We start from the raw sequence: 24,671 nt of genomic DNA on the forward strand, positions 1-24,671 counted from the left end.
GGTGTTGGCACCGGCCTCAGATCTGCGGGATGTCGACATCGATCACCTGCCAGGGGCCGGGGGCGCCGTCGGCGACCTGGGTGTTGGTGGTGGCGGTTGTGCTGAAGGGGTGGTCGAGGGGGAGGTACTCCTCGCAGGCCGCGTGGGCGGTGGTGGCGATGGTGAGAGCATCGGGGCGGTTGCCGGTGGCGGCGGTGGCGGCGGCCAGGTTGATCGTGGCGGCCAGGGTCCACGGGTGTGCCCTGCCGAGGGCGGACTCCAGTGTGGACTGTGCGGCGCGGATCTCGACCAGGCCCGCGTCGGCCGCGCCCCTGGCGTCCAGCGCGAGGCCCAATCCCAGCTTGCCCAGTGCCACGAACGGATGCGAGGGAGCCAATCCGATCGTGTCCACCAGGCCGGTCAGCGCCGACCTGGCCAGGCGCTCGGTCTCGGCGGGTTCCCAGCCGTAGACGCGTTGGGTGGCGGCGAGGGACAGCATGCAGGCGAACCGGTCCGGGTGGGTGTCCCGGCGGACGGCGGTGAGGTGGCGCAGCGCGTTGGTGATGTCCGCCCGGGCCGACCGGGGGTCGCGGCCGCGCTTGGCGATGCCCAGGTGCCACTCCATGCTGCCGCGCAGTTGCAGGTCGCCCCAGTGCGTGTGCCGGGCCTGCCTGCTCGCCTCTTCCAGGTACGCCTCGGCCTCCGGCAACCCTAGCTGCGAGGCGTAGATGCCCGCCTTGCCCAGCGCCCACACCGTGTCCTTGTGGTCGTCGCCGTACAGGCGGGCCAACCGCTCCAGGTGCGCGCGCTGGGTGCGCAGCGCGGACCCGGCGTCACCGGCGAGGAACTCCGACACGGCGAGGTTGTTGGTCGCCCACTGGGTCTCCGGGTGGTCCGGGCCGAGCACGGCGACGTGGTGCTGCCGCGTCACGGTGTCCTGCACCAGGGCGTCCGCGAACCGCCCGAGGCCGCGCAGGTTGCCGCCCCGGTCGCGCGCGGTGGCCAGGGTGCGCGGGTCGGCCACCCCGTGCACCCGCTTCTGCACCCGCAGCACCGCCTCGTCCAGCGCCAGCGCGCCGTCGCGGTCACCCAGCTCGCGGCGCAGGTTCGCCAGCTGCGTGCCCATCCGCAGCCGCAGCTCGTCCTGCTCGCCGAAGCGCTCGGTCCACGACTCGAACACCTCCTGCCCGGACGCCAGCGCCGCGCGCCGCACCCCCACCCCGCCGAAGGCGAAGAAGAACCTGGCCTGGTTGACCAACCACCTGCGCACCGCGGGATCGTCGCTGCCCGTCGCCCCGGACGGCCCGATGTGGGTGCCCAGCTCGACGAACCGCGCCCGGTGCCCGGCGTTCACCTCGAACGGCGCGTACCCGGCCAGCGCCCGCAGCACCGCGGTCCGCCGCGCCCGCCTGGTCGCCGGGTCGATCAGCTCGGCGATGGTCGAGCGCAGCACGTCACCGACCCGCACCCGCTCCCGGCCCCAGTCGACCTCGAACAACCCGTAGCGCTCACCCAGCCACAACGCCCGATCGATCAACGGCGGGAACACCAGCAGCTCGTCGGCCGCCGACCCGATGCCCACCCCGAGCTCCGCCCGCCACGGCAGCGACCGCACCAGGTCCAGGGCCGCGCCGAGCGGCGACAGGAACGCGCCGAACTCGGCCACCAGCGCCGCCACCGCGCCCAGGTGGCGGTCGATCGGGGCCAGACCGGGGATGTCGTGGTCGCGGGCGGTGGCAAGAGTCAGCCGGGCCATTCGATGGATGGCGGTAGGGCCAGCGGTGTCCGCGCGTAGTCGGGACAACAGGTCCGTGCCCGCTACCTCGGCCGCTTCAAAGACGTCCAGGTAGCTCGACCTGGTGCCGTCTGTCAGAACGGTGATCTGCTCGCTGAGCCAGCACGCGGCCAGGTTCAGCGCTAGAGGCCAGTGGTCGAGCTCGGCGGCGACCTGCGCGGCCATCACGGGCGGCAACCCCGTCGCACCTCGGCGGACCAGCGCGGCCCCTTGCTCGGTGGACAATCCCTTCACCGGGATCTCGGCGTCCACCTCGTCGCCCTCGCCCACGCTCGCCACCGTGATGATCACGTGGCCCCGACCGCCCTTCGGCAGCAGGTCGACGATCGCGGACACCTCGGGCACGCCGTCGTAGACCAGCAAGAACCGCAAGCTGGTGTCAGCGGCGAACCGGTCGAGCGCGGCCATGCTGCCGTAGTGCTCCGGCTCGGCACGTAGGCGACTCGCCAGTTCCGCTAGCTGCACCAGGGTGGCTTGCGGCTCATGCGCTGGTAGCCACCACACGACGTCGTACGCGAAGGCGTTGCGGTGGGCGTAAGCGAGAGCCAGTTCCGACTTACCGACTCCGTGCGCGCCGGTCAACGCCACGGTGGTGACACCGTCCGACGCGGGTAGCGCTGTCCGCAGCAGATCTAGCTCAGCGTCCCGGTGGCCGAAACGAACGCTGGACGCGGGTAGCCCGAACACCGCAGACGGCAGGCCAGGCACCTTCGGCGGGACGTCCGGCGACAGCGGCGGTGTCGGGTAGCCGAGACCGCTGAACAGCCGCTCCCGCACCCCGTCGACCCGGTCGCGCACCGCCCTGAGCATGGCCTCGCTGATCCGCCCGCCGGGCACGGACACCGGGTGCAGCAGCACGTCCGCGCCACCCGGATCGGCCGACCCGAGCGCGGCGATCCGCACCACCGGCAGGTCGCCCGAGTCCGCGCCCGCCTCGCACACCGACACGTTGACCTCGGCCAACTCCGCCGCGACCCAGTCCACCCACGGCCGCAGCGCCGGGTCCGCGGTCACCACGACCCGCTGCTCGTCGCCCACGTCGATCCCGGCCACCCGGCGGTATCGACCGCGCACCAGCTCACTGACCTGCCGCGGCGCCACACCCCGGTCGGCGTCGACCATCGTCGCCAGCCGCACGTACCGGGACCACAGGTCGTCGGCTTCCTCCGCGACCACCGCGAGCAACGGCGCCGCGGTGACGTAAGACAGCTCGGGCAGCTCTACGTACGGGTCGGTCAGCCGCGAGCGGGGAGGCAACACGGGACCAAACGCCTGCCGGATCGCGGTGCGCAACCCGTTGACCCGATGCTCGGCGTCGTCGACCCGGAACCGGGTGGCCGCGACCACGATGTCGACCCGCAACGGCGCCGATCTGCGGACAGCGTCAACGGTGTCGACCGCGGCACCCAGCGTCGGCACCAGCGGCTCGAAGCACACGACGACCGTGTCCCCAAGAACGCTCGCCGCGCGCAAGGTGGCGCTGTGGCCACCAGAGGGCAACGCGACCAACACGTCGTCGTAGTCGGCGGTGGTCAGGGTCTTACGCAGATCAGCCAAGGCGTGTTCGTCGACCGTGGTGTGCCGCAGCGACGGCAGGCCGCCATCAAGGGACAGCACGTCAACCGACCCAGGCAGGCTAGGAACCACGTGCGCGGCTAACTCCCGCTGGTCACGCACTCGACTACCGCCAGCGCCTCCGACCGCCTGCGCCGCCGCCCACACCTTGTCCGGGCAGGCCTGCCGCCCGGTGTGGAAGACCCGCAGGTAGTCGCGCACGGAGGTCAGCTCGTCCGACCAGTCGAGCACCAGGACCCGCCGACCGGCCCCGGCGAGCACACCGCACAGGTTCGCGACGGCGTCGACCCGGCCCGCGTTGTCCACCACGGACACGAACACGGTCACCACGGCCTGGCCACCGGTCGTCGGCACGCTCATCGCGGTCCCCTCACCCGGCCGTTCCACCCGACAGCGAGCTCTGGTGCGCCTGGTAGCGGGTCGGCAGCGCGGCGAGCTGACCGAGCACCCCGGCCAGCGACTCCCGCAGCACGCACTCCGGCAACGCCGCCAGCTTCGCGAAATCGAGGGCGGAAACGTCGATCAGGTGTGAGCGCAACACCCCCGAATCCCCCGGGGACGGGTTTTCCGAGCCGTCCATCCGCACCCCCTCCGGCGAATCCTGGCGCACCCGACCCGATACCCGGCCCGCTCGAACCCCCGATCGGACCGGCCTGCCTCCCCGACCCTATCCGCCGGTGCGTCGCGGAGTGGTCACGCGGAGCGAAGATACACCGATCAGCCGACACCCGTGGCCGCGTCGGGCGTGTTAAGTGGAAGTCGGACCCGGGCCGCCGCGCGCCGCCCGGGACTTCGGCGCGCGGGACTTCGGCGCGCGGGATCGCGGGAAGCCGTGCGCGGGAACGGTGTGCGCGGGGGACGGGGAGGCGGATGCGGGCACGGCTGCCGACGCGCCAGTTCGTCGTGAAGCTGCACGGCCGCTGCGACCTGGCCTGCGACTACTGCTACGTCTACGAGATGGCCGACCCGCGGTGGCGCGCCAAGCCCGCGGTGATGGCCGGGGCGACCGCGGACGCGCTGGTCGACAGGGTCGCCGAACACGTGGTCGCGCACGGGCTCGATCACGTCGACATCGTGCTGCACGGTGGTGAACCGCTGTTGGCGGGACCGACGCGGATCGAGTCGTTGGTGCGCGCTGCCAGGGAGCGGATTCCGGCGCGGGTCGCATTCACCGTGCAGACCAATGGGATGCGGTTGGACGAACGATTCCTGGCGCTGTTCGCCGAGTGGGACGTCCGGGTCGGGGTAAGCCTCGACGGGACGAAAACGGGACATGACCGACATCGGGTCCGCCGTGACGGCCGCGGAAGTCATGACGTGGTCACCGCGGCACTGGGAAAACTGACCGGGCCCGATTTCCGGCACCTGTTCGCGGGCCTGCTGTGCGTGATCGATCTGGCCGCCGACCCGCTGGCGACCTACCGGGAACTGCTCCGCTTCGCCCCGCCGGTCGTCGACTTCCTGCTGCCGCACGGCAGTTGGAGCCGCCCGCCGCCCGGCAGGCACCCGGGCGACCCGGCGACCCCGTACGCCGACTGGCTGATCCCGGTGTTCGACCAGTGGTACGGGGAGTCGCCGCCGCGCACGGTGGTGCGGCAGTTCGCCGAGGTGATCACCCTGTGGCTGGGCGGGACGTCCGGGGTCGAGGGGCTGGGCGCGCAGGTCTCGCCGCCGCTGGTCGTGGCCACGGACGGGGCGATCGAGCTGTCGGACATCGTCGCCGCGGTGGAGCCGGACGCGGTCGACACCGGGCTCAACGTCCTTACCGACCCGTTCGACGCGGTAGCGCTACCGCCCGCTGTGTTGGCGCACGAGTGCCTGACGTGCCCGGTCTTAGCCGCGTGCGGTGGAGGCCACCCGGCGCATCGCCATCGCGCGGGAGAGGGGTTCGCGCACCCATCGGTGTACTGCCCCGACCTCTTCCGGCTGACCAGTCACGTGCGGGCCAGGTTGGTCGACGACCTCGCCGCGCTGACGTGAGCGCCGAGCTGGTCCGGCACGCGCTGTCCGAGGCGGTGTTCGACGACCTCGCGGCGGGCGGCGGCGGGCCGGACGTGGCCCGGGCGCTGGTCTGCGCGCGCCGGAGCCGGACGGTGGCGTTCCTCCGGCTGCTCGCGGCGGATCCGGCCTCTACCAGGGCGTTCGCGGTGTTGGGGGAGCTGCACGCGCACGATCCGGTGGCGGTGAACCGGGTGCTGGACGATCCGGTGGCCGGTCTGTGGGCTACCTCGGCGTTGCTGCGGCGCGGGATGCCGGGGTGTTTGCCGCACGTCGTGGCGGCGGCCGCGATCCGGGCGGGAGTCGTGGTGGACGTGCGGGAGCCGCTGACTGCTGTCTTGCCCTCGTTGGGGACGCTTGAACCTGCCACTGGGGTCGTCAGCACGGATCGGTTGCGGTGGAAGGCCTTTCCGGCCGTTCGGCTGGCTCCTGGCGTGACGTGGACCTTGGGTGAGTGGCCGTTCGGTCTGCTGCCGGAAGGGTTGGGGGTCGTCGCGGCGCCGGACTTGGGTCGGTGGCGGGAGGGGTTGTCAGGGGCTTGGGAGTTGCTGAGCGCCGATCACCCCGTACTGGCTGACGAGCTGGCCGTGTTGGTCACCGCTGTGACGCCATTGGAACCGTCGGACGTAGGGGAGGCCAGCGCGACCGTGGGAGACGCGCTCGGGTGTGTGTTCCTGTCCCTTAGCGGTGACGCCGAGACGATGGCGGTAACGCTGACGCACGAGTTGCACCACGCCAAGCTGACCGTGCTGATGGACCTCTTCCCCTTGTTTGACCTCACCGACACGCGCCTGTTCTCCGTCCCGTGGCGGACTGACCCTCGTCCTATCGCGGGCCTACTCCACGGCACTTACGCGCACCTGGCCATCACCGCCTTCTGGCACGACCGGCGACGGATAGCGTCATCTCCCAGAGCCCACCGGGAGTTCGCCCGATGGCGTGAGGCGACGTGGACCGTGGCGCGGACCTTGCTCGACAGTGGGGCGTTGACGCCGCTGGGGCGGAGGTTCGTGCTGGGGATCGAGGAACAGGCGTCAGGGTACGACGGGTAGCGACGTCGGAATCCGGTCCAGGATGTGGGCTCCAGCGGTGAACAGGAGATAAGTCACGACGATGGCGGGGGCCACGACCGTGACCGTGCCGGGAAAGCTCGGCTCTAGGAGCAACGCCAGGACGATCGCGGTTAAGCCGTTCTGCTGGCTTAGGGCAAGACACCAGCGGTCGTACCGGGGGAGGCGGATCGCGATAAGAGAACCAATTAACATCTGCGCCCCGAACGCCGCGACGCCCAACAGCATCCCCTTTAACAGCAACCCCAATGACCCTGACCCCACGACGCCGGCTAGTACGACTCCCAGCGCGACCCCTGCCAGGAGCAAGGCTCCGGTCATGGTCCGCTCGACCGCTTTCTCCACGCGCGGCTCGCCTTCGAACGGCCGCACCACGAGCCCGGCCAACGCGACGCCCAGCATCAGGCCCTGCGTTGCCGCGACCGCGAGGGCCGCCAGTGCTGCCAGGAGAACCAGCCATCCGGGTAGCCGGGATCGGAGCAGCAGCCACAACCCGGCGACCACGACTGCGTACCCGGCGTTGAGGAGCAGGCTGGTCCCGAAGTCCGCCAAGCCCGCGGAGAGGACGCCCGGCGTCCCGAGCGCGAACGCGGACAGGTAGACGACGAGCAACACGGTCACCGGATCGTCGAACGCCGCCCACGCCGACAGGATCGCCTTGGCCCTACCCGACATCCGCCGATCCATCGTCGCCGCCACCGACAACGGATCAATCTGCGCGACCGCCACCCCCAGCACCACACTCACCGGCCGCGAATCAACCAAGTACATAACCCCGGCAATCAACGCGGTCTTGGCCAGCACGCCAACGGTCACCGCGAGCACAACCACGCCTACATTGCCCCGCAACTCCTCTAGCGGGATACCCCGCGTGCTCCCGTAGAGCCCAACGGCAAGCAGCACCATGACGAACAGGTGGTAGGCCGCGCTCGTGTGCACCCCACTGACCCCGAACAACCCCGCAACAGCCCAACAAACCCCGATAACCCCCACCAACACCAGCGGCAGCCGCACACCCCCCGACAAGACCTCTGCCACCTCATCCCGCACCCGACGAACCCCCGATCCTATCGCGCTTCGCCACCGCACCAGTGCCACGACAGACCTCCCCCACTAGGCCGACCGGGCAACCGCCATCCCAGCCCCGGCGACCGTCCCGCCGCCTGACGCCCGCCGCCCACTGCTTGCTGCCCGCCGCCTGACGCCCGCCGCCTGACTTCCGCTGCTGCCTGCTGCCCGCTGCCCGACGCCTGTCGCTCGCCGCCCGCTGCTGCCGCCTGACTCCCCCTGCTGCTGCCTGCTGCCTGACTCCCGCTGCTGCCGCCCGACGCCCGACGCCTGCGGGCCCGCCGCCCCGACTCCTGCTGCCCACTGCCTGACGCTTTCCGCCTGGCGCAAGATCAACTCCGCTCCGGGGGCCCACCCTCCCGGGGCCCGGGGCCCCATCTCTGAACCTATCGACCCCGGCGGTTTGTCACTAGGGCTTGGCCGGGGTCTGTGGATGGTTGCCGGGGTTGTGGACAGATCGCTGTCGCCCGGTCGGTAGCACGAGCTGCTGCGGGCGAAGGGACCTCTCGGCGGCCGTGGTCCACAGCGGACGGTCAGGGCCGGTCGAGGAGGCGGCGGAGGCGGCTGGTCATGATGGCGTCGAGGTCGACCTCCGGGGTGCCGCGGTGGTGGGCGTCCTCGTAGGCCTCGTGCAGGAGTCGGCGCAGGGAGTCGGCGGAGAGGCCGATGGGGGACCAGCGCTGTTCGATCCAGTCGATCGCGGCGGGGCTCAGCGGGGGGATCGGGGGCGCGGCGGCGGCGAGGCGGGAGGTGACGAAGCGGGCGATGTCGCCCGCGACCAAGGGGCCCAGCGGCAGCACGACGGCGTCGTCGGGGGCCTCGTGGAGGTGGGACGACTCGGTGAAGAGGATCATCCGGTCCCTGGCCGCGCCCGCGTACCAGCGGAGTTCGGCGGGGAGTTCCACCGGCGGCAGCAGCACGACCAGCAGCGCGTCGGCGGGCAGCACCGCGTCGACCTCGTCGAACACCCGGCGCGGGTCGTCGCACGGGACCCCGAAACGGGCGGCCAGCCCGCGGCACACCGAGTCGATCCGTTCCCGCACCGTCAGCGCCAACGGCTCCCGGGACAGGTCCACGCACACGACCGGGTCGCCGGTGTCCAGCAACCACCGGGCACACCGCTGCGCCAACGTCGACTTCCCGCACCCCGACGGCCCCGTGACCAGCACCAACCGCGGCGGCGCCTGGGTGAAGGCGCCGGTGAACCGGGTGAAGCCGGCCGCGAAGTGGTCGATCTCGGCGACCACCGCCAGCAGCTCCGGCCGCTCGACCAGGGGCAGGGCCGCGGCGGTGAACGGGTTGGTCCACCGCGCGTGGGTCATCTGCCCGTCCCTGGTCGGCGTGCCGAGCGAGCCTGCACGCCGATCCAATACCACCGGCGCCCGGTGATCAAGAGACCGCGCCGCACCTCCACAGTGGACCACGCGCCACCCGCGCCCGCGCGGCTCGACCCGAGCGGCTCCCCGCCCACCCGGGCGCGAGTCCCACCCGTCGAACCCACCGGACAGCGCCTAGGGCAGCAGCTCCGCCGCGTGCTCCAGCAGCCGGTCGTAGGCGGCCGGGTCGTCGGCGTCGATGACCGGGAAGCCGACGCCGAAGTCGCCGTTGACCCACCTGGCGGACACCCCGGGGTTGGCCTCGTCGGTCCCGTCGTGCAGGAACACGTGCGGGCTGCAGTTGACCCTGCCGCCGCCCGCGGCCTCGAACTGGTCCATCACCGCGCGCCGGGCACGGCCGTCGTCGAGGGCCTCGGCCAGCGCCGTCACATCCACCACACCCGTCCCGCGCGCCACGTCCAGGATGACGTGCCGCATCGAGATCGTCCGACCCCCGGCCCAGAACGCGACCCGCAGCGCCAGGTCGAGCGCCTCGCTCTCGGGCAGCCCCTGCGCCTTCGCCGCCTGCACCGCCTCCAGCGCGGGCAGCGTCGTCACCGGGTACGTCCAGTCCGGGCCCTGCCAGAGCCGCCAGCCCGCCTCGGGCTCCAGCGCGCCGACCACGGCGATCTCGGAGTCCACCCCGGGGCGCTCGTTGACCGAGTGGTTGAACAGCTCCAGCGGGAACGCCCGGTGGTCGAACCACAGCCGCCCGGCCAGCCCCAGCCTGCGGCGCGCCTCGTGCAGCCGGTACACCCCCAGGTGGGCGAACGAGCAGTTCAGGTCGCTGTACACCACGATGCTGCTCGGGGCCTTGGGCAGCCGCGGGTCGACCCCGGACCGGTCGGTGCTCATCGGGTGTCCTCCTTCACCGGGTCGCAGGCGCCAGGGCGGTGGGCCTGGGCCACTTTGAGCAGGCCGGTGGCGCAGACCTGCTTCTCCTCGTCGGTCAGGTGCGCGGCGAAGTGCTGCTCGATGCCGCGCAGGTAGACCGGGACCGCGCGGCGGAACGCGGAGCGGCCCTCGTCGGTCAGCACCGCCCACACCACGCGGCGGTCCTGCCCGTCGGTCTCCTTGCGCACCAGCCCGTCGGCCGCCATCTCGTCGACCAGCCTGCTGACCCGGGTGCGGCTGAGCACGACCCGGTCGGCCAGCTCGCGCATGCGCAGCCCGGGAGCCTCGGCCGCCTGGAGCTCGAGCAGCACGTCGTACCAGGTCAGCGGGACGGTGCCCGCCCTGTCCAGCTCGGCCTCGATCGCGCGCAGGGCCGCGTTGTAGGCCAACAACACGGACCGCCACGCCTCGATGCCGAGATCGTCGGTGCGCAGGGGGAGTCGCATGCCGATGAGTGTAGGCGATTGCGTGCGTCCGCACATATCTGTTACGGTGCGTGCAGACGCACATTTCTCGGACCGTCACCGAGCACCGCGTCGCGACCGCACCACCACACGCCCGGCCCGCCGCACCCGGCGCCGCCGGTCACACCAGAAGGGGGGCCGTCATGGCTCGCGTCATCACCACCGACGAGGTCAAGCAGCGGATCGACACCGGGTCGGCTGTCGTGCTGGAGGCACTGCCGCAGTCCTACTACGACGAGGCGCACCTGCCCGGCGCGAAGAACCTGCCGCTCGACGAGGTGGACGACCGCGCCGCGGCGCTCATCCCGAGCAAGGACGCCGAGGTCATCGTCTACTGCTCCGACGACACCTGCTCCAACTCGGGCATCGCCTCGGAGCGGCTCGCCGAGCTCGGCTACACGAACGTGTTCACCTACGTCGCGGGCAAGCGGGACTGGGTCGGCTCCGGCCTGCCGACCGAGTCCGCCGAATAGCCGCCGAGCGCACCGAGAAGGAGACAGTCATGACCAACACCGAATCGGCAGGCACCGCAGCGGGCCGCGTGCTCGGCGGCGTGGAACTGCCCGTCGCGGGCACCTGGAAGGTCGACCCGGGGCACGCCGAGGTCGGCTTCGTCGGCAGGCACTTCATGCTCACCAAGGTCCGCGGCCGGTTCACCGGCGTCGAGGGCGTGGTGACCGTCGCCGAGCGGCCCGAGGACAGCTCCGTCGAGGTCACCATCGACATGGCCTCGGTCACCAGCGGCGACCAGACCCGCGACGACCACCTGCGCTCCGACGACTTCTTCGACGTCACCGAGCACCCCACCGCCACCTTCCGGTCCACCTCGGTGTCCTGGATCGGCGCCGGTGGCGTCCTGGAGGGCGAGCTGACCATCAAGGGCCTCGCCCGCCCGGTGACGCTCAAGGTCGAGCACCTCGGCCTGGTGCGCGACCCGTGGGGCAACGACCGCGCGGTGTTCTCGGCCAAGGGCCGGATCAACCGCGAGGACTGGGGCCTGAGCTGGAACATGGTGCTCGAGGCAGGCGGCATCCTGGTCTCCAAGGAGATCGACCTCGAGCTCGAGGTGGAGCTCATCCACGAGAAGGACTGAGCGGGACCGGCCACCGGGGCGCCGCGCCGAACCAGGGCGCGGCGCCCCGGCGCGCCGAGGGGTCGGGAGACGTGCGCTCCCCGCGGCTGAGGGGCCCGCGGGGAGCGTTTGTCGTATCCGGACCCGCGACCGTGAGGGGGTGCGCCGGGATGTGGGCGGATCGGATGAGGGGAATCAGCCGCTTGGCCAGTTGTTGTCCATCCGAAGGGTGTTGTTCGTCGTTTGTGGGACGCGCTCGGTGGACATTGCGGAAAGCGACAACGGACGTTCACAGCGTGATTTAGCCAGCTTCCGGCCTTGTCCGATGCGTCCGGCTCGGGACACCCGACAAGGTGTGGCGGACTCCTTATCGAGTGAATTCCAGACAGCTTGTTGCCCGGTGCGGTGGCGTGTGGCATCGTCTGCGGCATCGGTTTCGACTCGATTAAATGGGGGTCTCCGGTTCGTTGTCACGCGAACGGATCCCGGTGCGGGTCACAGCTCGGCGCCGCGTTGTCCAGCGCCCCGACCAGCTGGGATGGCACCTGACCGGCCGCGTGGACCGGAGGCGGGGAATTCGGCTGCACGATCATCATCGCGTTCATGCACGCGCGCTCACCGCAGCGCACTGACGTGGTGAGGTGGGGCACGAGGGGGTTAGGGGCGCCGTAGGCGCAGGTGCGGGGGAAAGCGCAACCCGGGCGAGCGGACCGGGACGGTCGTGTCGATCACGGCCGTCCTGCTTTCGCGCGCCGGAGGTCGTGTGGTCATTTCCGCGCGCCTCCGCCGCGGTGTCGCCGCGCCGTCGAGTGCGGCCACCGGCCACAGGGGGAGGAAACTTAGCGTGAACACCACGCCGACCACCACAGAGGTGTTCTCGACCGGGTTGGTCGACCTGACCCAGCACGAGATCCAGGCGCTCAAGACCGAGTTCAACCTGGCCGACGCGCACACCCACCAGCGGCAGTCGCCCAGCCAGCGCGCGATCGTGGCCCGGCTGCCGCAGCTGTGGTACGAGGCCGAGGAAGGCACACAGGCCGACTACGAGCACCGCTTCACCGAGGCGTTCTTCCGGCTGCACGGCCAGCACACCGCGCTGACGCTCAACCGCACGCTGCTGTCCTACGCGGCGTCCATCTCGACCCTGGTCGCCGCCATGTACCTCAAGCGGCACCGGATGTCGGTCTCGCTCGTCGAGCCCTGCTTCGACAACCTGCACGACGTCCTGGGCAACGTCGGCGTGCCGCTGTACCCGGTCGCCGAGTCGCTGCTCGACGAGGTCGGGTCCATCTACGACAACCTCGCCGCGCACGTGCGCACCGACGCGCTGTTCCTGGTGGACCCGAACAACCCGACCGGCGCCACCCTGCTGCGGCACGGCAGGCGCGGGTTCGAGGAGGTGCTGCGGTTCTGCCGCGACCACGACAAGCTGCTGCTGATCGACTTCTGCTTCGCCTCGTTCACCCTGTTCGACGACACGCTGGAGCGCTTCGACATCTACGAGCTGCTCGAGGACTCCGGCGTCACCTACATCGCGCTGGAGGACACCGGCAAGACCTGGCCGGTGCAGGACGCCAAGTGCGCGCTGCTCACCAGCAGCCGCGACATCTGGCTCGACGTCTACAACATCCACACCAGCGTGCTGCTCAACGTCTCGCCGTTCGTGCTCAACATGCTCACCCAGTACATCGAGGACTCCGCCGCCGACCGGATGGCCTCGGTGCGCTCGGTGCTCGACACCAACCGCGACGCCGCCATCCGCGCGCTGGCCGGGTCGCCGCTGAGCTACCAGGAGCCGGTCGCGAAGGTGAGCGTCGCCTGGTTCCGCGTGCTGCCGCCGCTGTCGACGGCCAGCAGGCTGCAGAGCGTGCTCGCCGACGACGACCTCTACGTCCTCCCCGGCCGCTACTTCCACTGGAGCGAGCCCAGCCGCGGCGAGGAGTACGTGCGGGTGGCGCTGGCCCGCGACCCGCGCATGTTCGCCAAGGCGATGACCAGGCTGCGGGCCGCCGTCGACGCGCAGGTCCGGTAGTGGCGCCCGCGACGCTGGTCGCCGAGTTCGTCGACGCCGCGCTGTTCATGGGCATGCACAGCGCCGACGAGCGGATCCGCCTGGCCTGCAAGGGGTTCTTCGTCGACCGGCTGGCGACCGGGGTGGTGATGAGCCTGGAGCAGGTGGGCCGCTGCGACGACATCGTGTGGTCCTACCCGCGCGAGGTCCAGGACGCCTACTACCCGTTCATGGACAACCTGCACACCGACATGACGGTGTCCAGGGTCGGCTACACCGCGACCGACGTCACCGCCGCGTTGGGGTTCACCGACCTGGCGCACCTGCCGCTGACCGAACGGCTCACCGTGAGCCAGGTCGTGGCCAGGGGCGGCACGCTGTTCACAGTGGACAGTCGATACCCGACCGGCGGCGGGCTGCCGGTGCGCGGACCGGACCGGGTCGACACCGAGCCCGCGTTCCCGGACAAGCTCGAACAGCTCTACCGGGAGTCGCTCGTGCTGCGGGTCGCCCATTCCCCCGGCGCGGGGCGGTGACCCGGCGGTGGTGACCGCTCTCGGTGTCCCCAGCGGCGGCGTGATCGTCCCGCTGGTCACCCCGCTGGCCGCGGACGGGTCGGTGTCCGGACCGGACGTGGCCAGGCTGGTGGCGGCGGTGGCCGGGCACGTGGTGGCCCTCGTGCCCGGCCTGAGCACCGGCGAGGGCTGGGCGCTCGACGACGACCGCTGGTCGGCCGTGGTCAGCCACACCCTCGCCCACCGCAGGGGATTGCCGGTCCTGGCGGGCACCCAGCGGCGCACCACCGCCGAGGTCGTGGCCAGGGCGGCCAAGGCGGTCGCCCTCGGCGCGGCGGGTGTCGTCGTCCCGACCCAGTCCGGGCCGGGCGTCACCCAGCGGGAGATGTACGAGCACTACGTCGCGGTCACCGCGACCGTGGCCGCGCCTGTCGTCGTGTACCACGAGTCCGCGGTGACCGGGAACCTGCTCGACCCGGCCACGCTGCTGCGGGTGTGCGAGTTGGAGGGGGTCGTCGCCGTCAAGGACAGCGGCGGCGACCCCGCCGCCACCCGCGCCCTGCTGGCCGCCGCGCCACCGGTCGCGGTGTGGCAGGGCTACGAGGACCTGGTCGCGCAGACGCCCGGGGTGGACGGCTGCGTGCTGGCCCTGGCCAACCTGGAACCGGACCTGTGCGCCCGCTACCTCGCCGGGCAGGCGGCCGCGGCCGACCTGGACGCGGCGTGCGCCCGCTACCGGCTCACCGAGCCGGACTGGTACCGGCACGTGAAAGCACACCTGTGCCGCCGAGGGGTCATCTCGACCGCGGCGGCCGTGACCCCGGTGGGGGAGGAACCTTGACGACGGCGGTGGACAAGGACCTGTCCCTGCTGCGGACCGGCGACCGGCCGCAGCGGGACCTGTTCCTGGACAACAGGAGCGTGCCGACCGCGGCCCGCTACGCGCGGATCGAGGCGGCCGAGGCGGACTGGATCGTCCCGCTGGTCGCCGACATCGAGGCCGACACCGCGCCGCTGGCCACCAGGGCGGACTGGGTCGCCGCGCTGGCGGTGCTGCTGGCCGAGGAGCGCGACGGCGCGCCCAGCAGCCGGTACCTGGCCGACGAGGCGACCAGGGAGCAGTTCGCGGTCGTGGTCGAGGAGTTCGCACCGGACGGGCTGACCGAGGCGCAGAACTTCTTCCCCGCGGTGGCGCGGCTGCCGATCCGGGCGCAGATGGCGGTGATGCGGGTGATGATCGACGAGTTCGGCTGCGGCAACATCGCCCAGGCGCACTCACAGCTCTACCGCGACCTGCTCGCCGAGCTGGACCTGCCCGACGAGCTGCCGGAAGTGCTGCGCGACACCAACGACGAGACCTACGCGTTCCTGAACTCGTTCTACTGGCTGGCTTCCCGCGCGGTCGACGTCGAGTACTTCCTCGGCGCGCTGGCCTACCTGGAAGCCGCCATCCCGGACGCGTTCGCCTTCCAGGCCCGCGCCTGCGAGCGGTTGGGCATCGCCAACGGCCGCTACTACACCGAGCACATCCACATCGACGACTTCCACATGAGGGAGATGCAGACCGCGATCAAGGAGTACGAGGCGGCTCGCGGGCTCGACCCGACCAAGTTGCTGGTCGGCGCGACCCTGCTGTCGTCGTTGCTCGGCGCGGCGATGGACGCCGCGGTGGCGAAGGCGGTCGCCAAGACCGCCGGGCGGTGACCGTGGCCGGGGAGCCCGTGGTCCGCCAGGTGTCGGAGCGGGAGGTGGCGATCACGGTGGGGGAGCGGGAGTTCCGGATCGCCGCCGAGTGCCCGCACCGCAAGGGCCGACTGGTGCACGCGCACGTCAACCCGCGCACTCTGCGGGTGACCTGCCCGCTGCACAAGTCGGTGTTCGACCTGGCCACCGGGTGCCGGGTCGCGGGACCGGTCAGCGGCGACCTGCCGGTGACCGAGGTCGTCCCGGAACACCGACCCGGTACGTGAAGGGGGAGAACAACAGCTATGAGCCAGACATACTCCGCCGAGGAGGTGTGGCTGCCCGCCTCGGAACTGGTGGCGGACTGGGACTCCGGGTTCCACGACCTGCTGCTCGGCGACCGGCTGCGGATGAGCGCCTACGCCGAGGCCATCGCCGAGGTGGTGCGCCCGGGCGCGGTGGTGCTCGACCTGGGCACCGGAACCGGGATCCTGGCCAGGTGGGCGCTGGAGGCGGGCGCGGCCAGGGTGTACGGGCTCGACTTCGCCGAGTCGGTGCTGGCCACCGCCGCGGCCCGGCTCGCCGAGGCGGGGTTCGCGGAGCGGTTCGTGCCGGTCGCGGGCCTGTCGTTCGAGGTGGACCTGCCGGACCGGGTCGACGTGATCATCTCGGAGACGCTGGGCAACCTGGTCGACAACGAGGGCTGCGTGGCGATCCTGGCCGACGCCCGGCACCGGTTCCTCGCCGAGGGCGGCGTCGTGCTGCCGCGCTCGGCCGAGTGCTACCTCGTGCCGGTCGCCGCGACCACCGCGCACCAGCGGGTCACCGCGGGCGACGTCCACGGGGCGCAGTCGATCGCGGGCAGCGACGGGGGACTCGGGTCGCGTGACCCGTTCTCGCTCTACTACGACGCGATCGTCCCGATCTCGACGCACCTGGCGTCGCCGCGCGTGGTGATCTCCCAGGTGTTCGGCGCGGACGCGGCCGCCGCGGGCACGGTGTCCACTCCGTACACGGTTCGCCGGGACGGGGTGTTCACCGGGTTCAAGGGGTACTTCGTGTCGACCCTGTCACCCTCGGTGGCACTGGACCTGTCGGGCGACGACATCGCCGCCGGGTCTACTTCGGACAGTTGGAAGCACGCTTACCTGCCGGTGCGGGAAGCGGTCGAGGTGCGTCAGGGGGATCGGCTGGTGCTGGACTACTCGTGGACCCCGCGGGGTTCGCTGGGCAACGACTACCGGTGGAGCGGGCGGGTGCTGCGCCGGGGCGAGGTGGTCGCGGAGTTCGACCACGGGACCGCGGCGCTGGTGCGGGGTGCGGCATGATCGACAGCCCGACCTCGATCGACAGCGCCGCCCTGGCCGAGAGCGGTGAGGTGACCGTCGCGCAGCGCAGGCCCCGGGTGCGGGAGTACGACGTCGTCGCGCTCCAGGTTCCCATCGCCTACAACGCTTTCGGCGACCACGACCGCCGCGGCGCGCTGTACGTGCTGGCCGAGAACGCTCCCGTGCTGCGGGCGGTCGCGGCGGACTGGCCGGACCCGTTCCCCAGCTACCTGACCGACCCCGACCTGGTGCCCCAACCGCACCCGTTGGCCGTGCCGCTGGTGCTGCGCGCCCGTCGTGGTGAGCTGGTGCGGGTCCGGCTGACCAACGAGCTGCCGCGCCCGGTCGGCATCACCGCGCAGGGCGTGCGCTACGACGCCCGCCGCCACGACGGCCTCGACGCGGGCGCCAACCCGGACAGCTCGGTCCGGCCGGGCGGGACCCGGGTGTTCGAGTGGCTGTGCGAGCACGAGGGCGTGTTCCACTTCGGCGACATGGCCGACGTGCGCGGCGAGGGCACGCAGAGCCGCGGCCTCAACGGCGCGCTCGTGGTCGAGCCGCACGACGCCACCTGGACCGACCCGCGCACCGGCGGTCCGCTGCCCAGCGGCATCTCCGCCGACGTGCACACCCCGCGGCGCAGCTTCCGCGAGCACGTCATCTCCATGATGGAGTACCCGAGCAACGACAACCCGGTCAGCCCGCCCGCGGGCCACGACCACGGCGGCGGGCACGACCACGGCGCGCCGCTGCTGGCCGGGATGGCGCCGTTCGCGGTGCCCACCGCCGAGCGGCCCGACGACATCGGCGACCTGGAACCGGTCAGCAACGCGATGCTGCCGGTGAACCTGCGCATCGAACCGCTGGGCTGGCGCCAGCACGTCTACAACCAGCTCATGGAGCAGCACCGGCTGGACCCGGTGCGCGACGCGCAGACCGGCGAGGAACTGCACCACAGCTCCTGGGTGTTCGGTGACCCGGCCACCCCGGTGTTCTTCGGCTACTGCGGCGACGACGTGGTGCTCCGGTTGGTGCACGGCGGGATGCGCGACACGCACGTCTTCCACACCCACCTGCACCAGTGGCGGGTCGACCCGGACGACCACGGGTCGCCGGTGGTCGACTCGGTCAGCCTCGGGCCGCAGCAGGGGCTGACGCTGGACCTGGTCGGCGGGGCGGGATCCACCCAGCACGCGGTCGGCGACGCGGTGTGGCACTGCCACCTGTACCCGCACTTCCACATGGGCATGTGGGGTCTGCTGCGCGCGTTCGACACGCTGCAGGACGGGTCCGGGCACTATCCCGATGGGACGGTCATCGAACCGCTGGTCCCCCTGCCGGGCAACCGACCGCCGACGCCGACCGCGCAGCGGCCCGGGTGGCCCGCGTTCATGCGGGAGGCGGCGACCTTCCCGCGGAAGTCGCCGCGGCCGCCGCGCACGCCGGGGATGCCCGCGGGGATGGGGCGTGAGCCCACCGCGTTGGAGTCGGCGGCGTTCGTGCCGGACGCGCAGCCGGGGGAGGCGTTCACCAAGATCGGGCCGGTCGGTGCCCCGGTGCGGCGGTACCACCTGGTGGTCACCACGGCGACCCTGGTGCAGACCGGGGACGTCCACGACCACGGCAGTCCACTATGGCATGACCACAGTGGACACTTCTTCGCACTGCACGACGACGTGGAGGCGGCGGGCGGGATCGAGGAGTTCCGGCGGCAGGTCACCGCCGGTGAGCGCACGGTCGAGCCGCTGGTCATCCGGGCGCGCAAGGGCGAGGTGCTGGAGATGACCCTCACCAACCACCTGCCGACCGGAAAGCAGGCGGCGACGGCGTTCGACCCGGAACTGCCCTACCAGGCCGAATGCGGCCTGCACTCGCACCTGGTGAAGTACGACCCGCTGGTCTCCGACGGCGCCTGCATCGGCTGGAACTACCTGTCCGCGACGACCACATCGGACTTGCGCGACGAGCACGCCGACGGCTACCACTCGTGGGTGTTCCGCTGGTACGTCGACGACGACTTCGGGACCGTGCTGTTCCACGACCACCTGCTGCCCAACTACCGGCAGCGGCACGGCCTCTACGGCGTGCTCGTCGCCGAACCCGAGGGCGCGACCTGGGTCGACCCGGCCGACCACGGCCGGGAACTGCCCTCCGGCAGCCAGGCCGTGGTGCGGCTGCCGGACGGTTCGGCGTTCCGCGAGGCGGTGCTGGCGGTCGCCGACTACGTGCCGTCGTTCGAGCACTCCGAGCACGGCCACGGCGGGGCCATCAACCCCCCGTCGGCGCCAGGCGGGATGGACGAGCAGGGCGTCATGACCGTCAACTACCGCAGCGAGCCGCTCGACCTGCGCGGCGGCGACCCGGCCGACTGGTTCTCCAGCGAGGTCCACGGCGACCCGACCACCCCGCTGCTGCGCGGCTACCCGGGCGAGTCGATCCGGCTGCGGCTGGTCGACGGCTCGTTCGACAAGCAGCACAGCTTCGTCACCCACGGCCTGCGCTGGCGCGACTGGCCCGACCGCGCCGACACCCCGTGGCGCTCCCAGCAGACCCTCGGTGTCTCCAACGCGGCCGACCTGCACCTGGAACCCGCTGCGGCGCCTGGTGATCACCTGTGGTCGTTCGCTGCCGCGGACGACCTGTGGCTGGGGTGCTGGGGGTTGATCCGTCTCCATGAGACCGAGCAGGGCGACTTGCCCGCGTTGCCCGGCGCGCACCACGGCGGGGCTGTGCTGCCCGAGCGCGGTGCGTTGCGGCGGTTCACGGTTAGGGCGCGGGCGCGGACGTTGGAGTACAGCGGGGAGCGGTTCGACCCGTTCGGCCTGGTGTATGAAGTGGACGGTGCGGAGTTCGACGGTCCGCTGGTGCTGCGGGCCAGGGTGGGGGAATGGGTCGCGGTGACGCTGGTCAACGAGCTCGACGGGCCGCCGCCCGCCAGTGAGTTCGACCCGGTGCTGCTGGCCCGCGACAACCCGGCCCGGCGCGTGGTGTCCGAGCGGGTGTCGCTGCACCCTGTCGGGCTGCGCTACGACACTGCCGAGCACGACGGCACGCGGGTCGGTGAAAACCCGGACAGCACAGTGAAACCGGGCAGCTCGCACACGTACTGGTGGCATGTGGACGAACCGGGTGTGGTCCTGCTGCGCGACCACGCCGACCCGATCACCCACCTGCGGCGCGGCCTCATCGGCGCGCTCGTCGTGGAAGAGGCGGACGCGACGCCGTACGACCTGCACGGCCACCGCTGCTGGACCGGCGCCCAAGCCGTCATCCGCCGACCGGGCAGGCCGCGCACGGTCGAACAGGTCATCATCGCCCAAGACGGCCTCCGCCTCTTCCACGACGGCGACCTCACCCAACCGGTCCGCGACCTGGTGTCCGAGGCCAAGGACGACCTGGGGCAGAAGGCGTACAACTACCGCTCCGCCCACCTGCACCCGGTCAGCCCGGCCCTGGACGACCGCACCCCGCCGACGCCGCTGGTGCGCGCCGAGGTGGGGGACGAGGTGGTGCTGCACCTGGTGATCGCCGGATCCCGCATCCGCAACCAGGGCTTCTCGGTCCACGGCCAGGTGTGGGACGTGTCCGAACGCGGCCGGGGGCCGTACGTGTCCACTTTGGGCGCACTGGCCACGGGATCGGCCCGCACCGTCCGGTTCACACCACGCCACCCCGGCGACTACGTGTACCGAACCCCCAACCTGCACTGGGGCGTCAGCGAGGGCTGGTGGGGCCTGATCCGGATCTCCTAGCGCGCGCCCGTCTCCCCCGTACCGCTGCGGTGGTGCGGGGGAGACGGACATGGGGGACCCAGCAGCTCCCCCATGTCCTGACACACCGTCGTCCCGGCCACCCCGCGCCCCTCCTTCGGGTGGAGTCCCACCACCGGGGTCGGGAGTGTGGTCCCCTGGGGGTACCGACCCGGGTCGAGCCCCGGGGCGTCACCCAGGGACGGCGCCAGGGGGTGAATGTCTCACCCGGTCGGGTAACCCCGCCCGCCGTGGCGGCGGGGGTGGCGCACGCTCGGCTGGTGACAGCATCACCGGTCAAGCGGGTGCGCGGGCTGCAGTGGACCTGGGTCCTGCTGCACGGGCTCGCGGTCGTGGTCGCCGCCCTGTTGCCGGGGGATGGGGCCAGAGTCGCGCTGGTGGTGGCGCTGGTCGCGGTGGACCTGGTCGCGTTGAACCCGTACCGGTTGTTGGTCGGGGAGCGCGGGTGGCGGGGGCCGTGGGGGCTGCTGGTGCTCGCGCAGGTGGTGGCGACCACGGCGTGGGCGGTCGGCGGGGTGTGGTTGGCGGCGGCGGCCGCGGTTGCGGCGTTGGGCGCGGTGCTCGTGCTGGGGACGGCGTACCGGGCGCGGCACGGGGTGCTCACGTACATGGACGCGTGCGTCGTCGTGGTCGCGGTCGGGGTTCTGGTGTGGACGATCCCGGGCACCGGGTCGACGGTGCCGCTGTGGCTGTGGGTGCCGGTGTTCGCCGGGATGGCCGCCCGGTTCGCGCACACGGGCTGGCGGGCGGCGCCGTGGCTGCTGGCGTGGGCCGCGGCCTGGTTGCTGGGCGGGGTGTTGGCGCGCGCGGGCCTGGGCGGGCAGTTCGCCTGCGTGTTGCTGTCGGCGGCGTTGCTGGTCGGCGCGCGGTTCGCGGTGCGGGTGCCCTCGGCGCGCAACCGGCCGGAGTGGGCGACCCAGACGACGCTCACCCTCTGCGTGCTGCTGCTGCCCGTGGTGCTGCTGCTGCGCGCCTCGCACGCGACCACCCGGGACATCGTGGTGATCGCGGCGGGGTCGTTGGTGGTGACCGTGCTGCTGCTGGTCCGGCTGCCGCTCTCGCACCGCAGCGGACCCACCGACCCGGCGCTGCGGGCGGAGCTGCGCAGGCGGCTGGTCCGGCTGTGCGCGCTGTTCGTGCTGCTGGCGATGCTGCCGGTGGTGCTGCTGGCGTACCTGTCGATCAGCGTGGCGAACGGGATGATGAGCGGCGAGGTCGACCGCAGGCTCACCCACAGCACCGACGTGGTCTCCGCCGAGCTGGAGGACCGGCTGACCGGGATCGGCTCGCTGGTCAACGCCTACGCGCAGCGCCCGACCCTGCGCGCGGCCTCGTTCTCCGCCGCGACCCCGGACCCGGCGATCTTCGACGCGGTGCTCTCGCTGCAGGGCCAGCAGCCGCCGTTCCTGGCCGCGTGGGTGCTCGACGCGACCGGCCGGCTGGTCACCATCGCGCCGCCGACGGTGGTGGTGCAGGGCACCCAGTTCGCCGACCGGGACTACTTCCGGGGAGCGATCCGCCGCGGCGGGCCGTACGTGTCGAGTGCGTTCGAGTCGGCGGTGGTGGGCAACCCGGACGTCATCGCCATCTCCGCGCCGATCACCGACATGGGCGGCCGGGTGCTCGGGGTGATCGCGGTCAGCTACCCGGTGGGTCCGCTGACGAACCTGGTGGACCGGGTGGCCGCGGCGCAGGACGTGTCGGTGGTCGTCGCCGACACCCGGGGCACGGCGGTCGGGCGGGACCCGGGGCCGGGGCTGGTGTCGGCGTTGAGCACCGCCGGGGTCGAGGCGGCGCTGGGCGGCAAGAGCGGCGCGGCCACCACGGCGGAGGGCGAGACCGAGTACCAGGCGGTGTACCGGCCGATCCCGGCGTTGGGCTGGGCGGTCGTGGCCCGGGTCGACGCGGCGAAGGCGTACGCGGGCACGGCGCTGCTGACCGGCCGGATCGTGGCGATCACGACGCTCATCGTGCAGGTGCTGCTGGGCGCGCTGGTGCTGGCGGCGCGGACCGAGCGGCGCAGGCGGCTGGCCGAGGTGCTGCTGGCGGCGCGCGGGGAGCAGGTGCGGGAGATCCTGCAGGCGGCCGGGGACGCGTTCGTCGCGATGCGGCCGGACGGGCGGGTGTCGTCGTGGAACGCGCGGGCCGAGGAGATCTTCGGGTGGACCGCGGCGGAGGCGCTGGGGGTGCCGCTGGTGGAGCTGGTGGTGCCGCCCGAGCAGCGCGACGCGCACACCGACGGGGTGCGGCGGGTGGTGGGCGGCGGTGAGCCGCACCTGCTGGGGACCACCAGCGAGGTCGTCGCGCGGCACAAGGACGGGTGGACGTTCCCGGCCGAGCTGACCGTGTGGCGGTCGGGGGACGGCGCGGAGGTGGTGTTCAGCGCGTTCGTCCGCGACATCACCGAGCGCAAGCAGCACGAGCGGGACCTGGCCGACGCCCGCGACCAGGCGCTGGCCGCGTCCAGGATGAAGTCGGCGTTCGTGGCGAACATGAGCCACGAGATCCGCACCCCGATGAACGGCGTGCTCGGCCTGTCCACGCTGCTGCTCGACACCGACCTCGACCAGCGCCAGCGCGACTACGTCTCGACGCTGCGCCGGTCGGCGGACGCGCTGCTGGAGGTGATCAGCGACATCCTGGACTTCTCCAAGATGGAGGCGGGCAAGCTGGAGATCGACCCGGTGGACTTCGACCCGAGGTCGGTGGTGGAGGACGTGGTCAGCCTGCTCGCGCCGACCGCGCGCACGCCCGGCCTGGAGATCGCCGCGGTGGTGCACCCGGCCATCCCGCCCGCGCTGCACGGCGACGCGCACCGGATCCGGCAGGTGCTGATCAACCTGGTGTCCAACGCGATCAAGTTCACCCCCGGCGGCGAGGTCGTGGTGTGGGTGTCGATCCCGCCAGCCGAGAAGTCCGACGGTCGACACCGGGTGACCTTCACGGTGACCGACACCGGTATCGGCATCCCGGCCGACCGCCAGGAGCACCTGTTCGACGCCTTCACCCAGGTCGACGTGTCGACGACCCGCCGCTACGGCGGCACCGGGCTGGGGCTGGCGATCTGCAGGCAGCTGGTGGAGCTGATGGGCGGCACCATCGGGATGCGCAGCAAGCCGGACGAGGGCAGCGCGTTCCACTTCACCCTGCCGCTGCCGCCCGCCACCGCCCCGCTGCCCGCCACCCGCACCAGCGGCGCGGTCACCGGTGCCGCGGTCCTCGTGGTCGACGACAACGCCACCAACCTGCAGGTCGTGGCCCAGCTCCTGCGCACCTGGGGCGCCCAGGTGGCCACCGCCTCCACCGGCGCCGAGGCCATGGCCATCCTCCGCGCCGCCGCCGAGGCGGGCCAACCGTTCGACGCGGCCCTGCTCGACATGCGCATGCCCGACCTCGACGGAATCCAACTGGTGGCCCGGATCCAAGCCGACCCCGCCACCGGCTCCCCCCGCCTCGGCATCCTCAGCTCCACCACGGAAGCAGAGGAATCCCGCCGAGCCCGCCGCATGGGCGTCGAGGTCTACCTCTCCAAACCCATCCGCGCGGCCGCCCTGCGCGACGCCCTCGGCCGCCTGCTGGCCGACGAAGGGCCAGTCGTACCACCCCAACAGGCACCGGTGCCCCGTCTTGAGCCGCGTCGGCCGAGTGTGGGGCGGGTGCTGGTGGCTGAGGACAACGACATCAACCAGCAGGTGGTGGTGCAGATGTTGAGCACCCTGGGGTACAGCGCGGATGTGGCGGAGAACGGGGAGCAGGCTTTGAGCATGCTCAGCACGGGGGACTATGACGTGGTGCTGATGGATTGCCAGATGCCTGTGCTGGACGGGTATCAGGCCACTACGCAGATCCGACAGCTTCCTGCGCCGCGGAACCAGGTGCCGGTGATTGCGTTGACGGCGTCGGCATTGGCCTCGGATGAGAAGCGGTGTCGGGATGTGGGGATGGACGACTTCCTGACCAAGCCGTTGCGGCGGGAGCAGTTGGAGGCCGTGCTGCGTCGCAACGCCATGCCGGGGGCGCCGCAGCCCCGGCGGGAGAATGATCAGATGTAGGTGGGTGGCCGTTCACCCGGC

18 protein-coding genes are annotated in these 24,671 nt (G+C 71.9%); 12 read left to right on the forward strand and 6 right to left on the reverse strand.

All coding sequences use genetic code 11. The features are described 5' to 3' along the window. Positions 1-16 precede the first annotated feature (16 nt). Both fxsT and fxsA read right to left on the reverse strand, forming a co-directional pair. Positions 17-3,709 carry an FxSxx-COOH system tetratricopeptide repeat protein gene (gene fxsT / locus BMY07_RS23720; protein WP_092782840.1) on the reverse strand — a complete coding sequence of 1,231 codons (3,693 nt, stop codon included), beginning with the start codon at positions 3,707-3,709 and terminating at the stop codon, positions 17-19. 10 nt (positions 3,710-3,719) lie between these two features. Further along, positions 3,720-3,929 (reverse strand): FxSxx-COOH cyclophane-containing RiPP peptide, encoded by a 210-nt coding sequence (fxsA, locus tag BMY07_RS23725; protein WP_143073611.1) that lies wholly within the window; start codon positions 3,927-3,929, stop codon positions 3,720-3,722. Positions 3,930-4,219: 290 nt separating this feature from the next. On the opposite strand from fxsA, the gene BMY07_RS23730 reads away from it, so the two are divergent. Beyond that, positions 4,220-5,329 carry an FxsB family cyclophane-forming radical SAM/SPASM peptide maturase gene (locus tag BMY07_RS23730; protein WP_092782844.1) on the forward strand — a complete coding sequence of 370 codons (1,110 nt, stop codon included), beginning with the start codon at positions 4,220-4,222 and terminating at the stop codon, positions 5,327-5,329. After that, positions 5,326-6,399: an aKG-HExxH-type peptide beta-hydroxylase gene (locus BMY07_RS23735; RefSeq protein WP_177215735.1), complete on the forward strand. Its 1,074-nt coding sequence runs from the start codon at positions 5,326-5,328 to the stop codon at positions 6,397-6,399. Before BMY07_RS23730 ends, BMY07_RS23735 begins: the two co-directional genes overlap by 4 nt. On the opposite strand, the gene BMY07_RS23740 is transcribed toward BMY07_RS23735, so the two are convergent. The 4 genes from BMY07_RS23740 to BMY07_RS23755 all read right to left on the reverse strand — a co-directional run bounded on the left by BMY07_RS23740 (position 6,382) and on the right by BMY07_RS23755 (position 10,201). Further along, complete coding sequence (locus tag BMY07_RS23740; RefSeq protein WP_092782848.1) at positions 6,382-7,467, reverse strand: cation:proton antiporter domain-containing protein; 1,086 nt, start codon at positions 7,465-7,467, stop codon at positions 6,382-6,384. The genes BMY07_RS23735 and BMY07_RS23740 overlap by 18 nt on opposite strands. A 551-nt stretch (positions 7,468-8,018) precedes the next feature. Further along, positions 8,019-8,807: an ATP-binding protein gene (locus tag BMY07_RS23745; protein ID WP_092782850.1), complete on the reverse strand. Its 789-nt coding sequence runs from the start codon at positions 8,805-8,807 to the stop codon at positions 8,019-8,021. 189 nt (positions 8,808-8,996) lie between these two features. Further along, positions 8,997-9,716: a DsbA family oxidoreductase gene (locus BMY07_RS23750; protein WP_092782852.1), complete on the reverse strand. Its 720-nt coding sequence runs from the start codon at positions 9,714-9,716 to the stop codon at positions 8,997-8,999. Next, positions 9,713-10,201 (reverse strand): MarR family winged helix-turn-helix transcriptional regulator, encoded by a 489-nt coding sequence (locus BMY07_RS23755; protein ID WP_092782854.1) that lies wholly within the window; start codon positions 10,199-10,201, stop codon positions 9,713-9,715. Before BMY07_RS23755 ends, BMY07_RS23750 begins: the two co-directional genes overlap by 4 nt. A gap of 161 nt (positions 10,202-10,362) precedes the next feature. Here BMY07_RS23755 and BMY07_RS23760 point away from each other — a divergent pair, with 161 nt between their 5' ends. From BMY07_RS23760 to BMY07_RS23805, 10 genes are all read left to right on the forward strand, one after another. Further along, complete coding sequence (locus BMY07_RS23760) at positions 10,363-10,692, forward strand: rhodanese-like domain-containing protein (RefSeq protein WP_092782856.1); 330 nt, start codon at positions 10,363-10,365, stop codon at positions 10,690-10,692. 29 nt (positions 10,693-10,721) lie between these two features. Then, complete coding sequence (locus tag BMY07_RS23765; protein ID WP_092782858.1) at positions 10,722-11,312, forward strand: YceI family protein; 591 nt, start codon at positions 10,722-10,724, stop codon at positions 11,310-11,312. A gap of 823 nt (positions 11,313-12,135) precedes the next feature. After that, entirely contained in the window at positions 12,136-13,323 is a 1,188-nt protein-coding gene (locus tag BMY07_RS23770; protein ID WP_245782605.1) for an aminotransferase class I/II-fold pyridoxal phosphate-dependent enzyme, read from the forward strand. Continuing rightward, on the forward strand, positions 13,323-13,838 hold the full coding sequence (locus BMY07_RS23775; protein WP_245782606.1) for a DUF6190 family protein: 516 nt from the start codon (positions 13,323-13,325) through the stop codon (positions 13,836-13,838). The genes BMY07_RS23770 and BMY07_RS23775 overlap by 1 nt, the downstream gene beginning before the upstream one ends. Before the next feature lie 10 nt (positions 13,839-13,848). After that, positions 13,849-14,658 carry a dihydrodipicolinate synthase family protein gene (locus BMY07_RS23780; protein WP_092783050.1) on the forward strand — a complete coding sequence of 270 codons (810 nt, stop codon included), beginning with the start codon at positions 13,849-13,851 and terminating at the stop codon, positions 14,656-14,658. Continuing rightward, positions 14,655-15,521, forward strand: a complete 867-nt coding sequence (locus BMY07_RS23785) for an iron-containing redox enzyme family protein (protein ID WP_092782860.1) — start codon at positions 14,655-14,657, stop codon at positions 15,519-15,521. The genes BMY07_RS23780 and BMY07_RS23785 overlap by 4 nt, the downstream gene beginning before the upstream one ends. Continuing rightward, the gene (locus BMY07_RS23790; RefSeq protein ID WP_245782607.1) at positions 15,518-15,787 is read left to right on the forward strand and encodes a Rieske (2Fe-2S) protein; all 270 of its coding nucleotides are present in this window, start codon (positions 15,518-15,520) and stop codon (positions 15,785-15,787) included. Before BMY07_RS23785 ends, BMY07_RS23790 begins: the two co-directional genes overlap by 4 nt. Before the next feature lie 18 nt (positions 15,788-15,805). Then, positions 15,806-16,828, forward strand: coding sequence for a methyltransferase domain-containing protein (locus BMY07_RS23795; protein ID WP_092782862.1), 1,023 nt, complete (start codon positions 15,806-15,808; stop codon positions 16,826-16,828). After that, positions 16,825-20,580 (forward strand): multicopper oxidase domain-containing protein, encoded by a 3,756-nt coding sequence (locus BMY07_RS23800; protein WP_092782864.1) that lies wholly within the window; start codon positions 16,825-16,827, stop codon positions 20,578-20,580. Before BMY07_RS23795 ends, BMY07_RS23800 begins: the two co-directional genes overlap by 4 nt. A 278-nt stretch (positions 20,581-20,858) precedes the next feature. Then, the gene (locus BMY07_RS23805; protein ID WP_245782608.1) at positions 20,859-24,650 is read left to right on the forward strand and encodes a response regulator; all 3,792 of its coding nucleotides are present in this window, start codon (positions 20,859-20,861) and stop codon (positions 24,648-24,650) included. The last annotated feature ends 21 nt before the right edge of the window (positions 24,651-24,671 follow it).

Source organism: Actinokineospora terrae (assembly GCF_900111175.1).
GTDB classification, from domain to species: domain Bacteria; phylum Actinomycetota; class Actinomycetes; order Mycobacteriales; family Pseudonocardiaceae; genus Actinokineospora; species Actinokineospora terrae.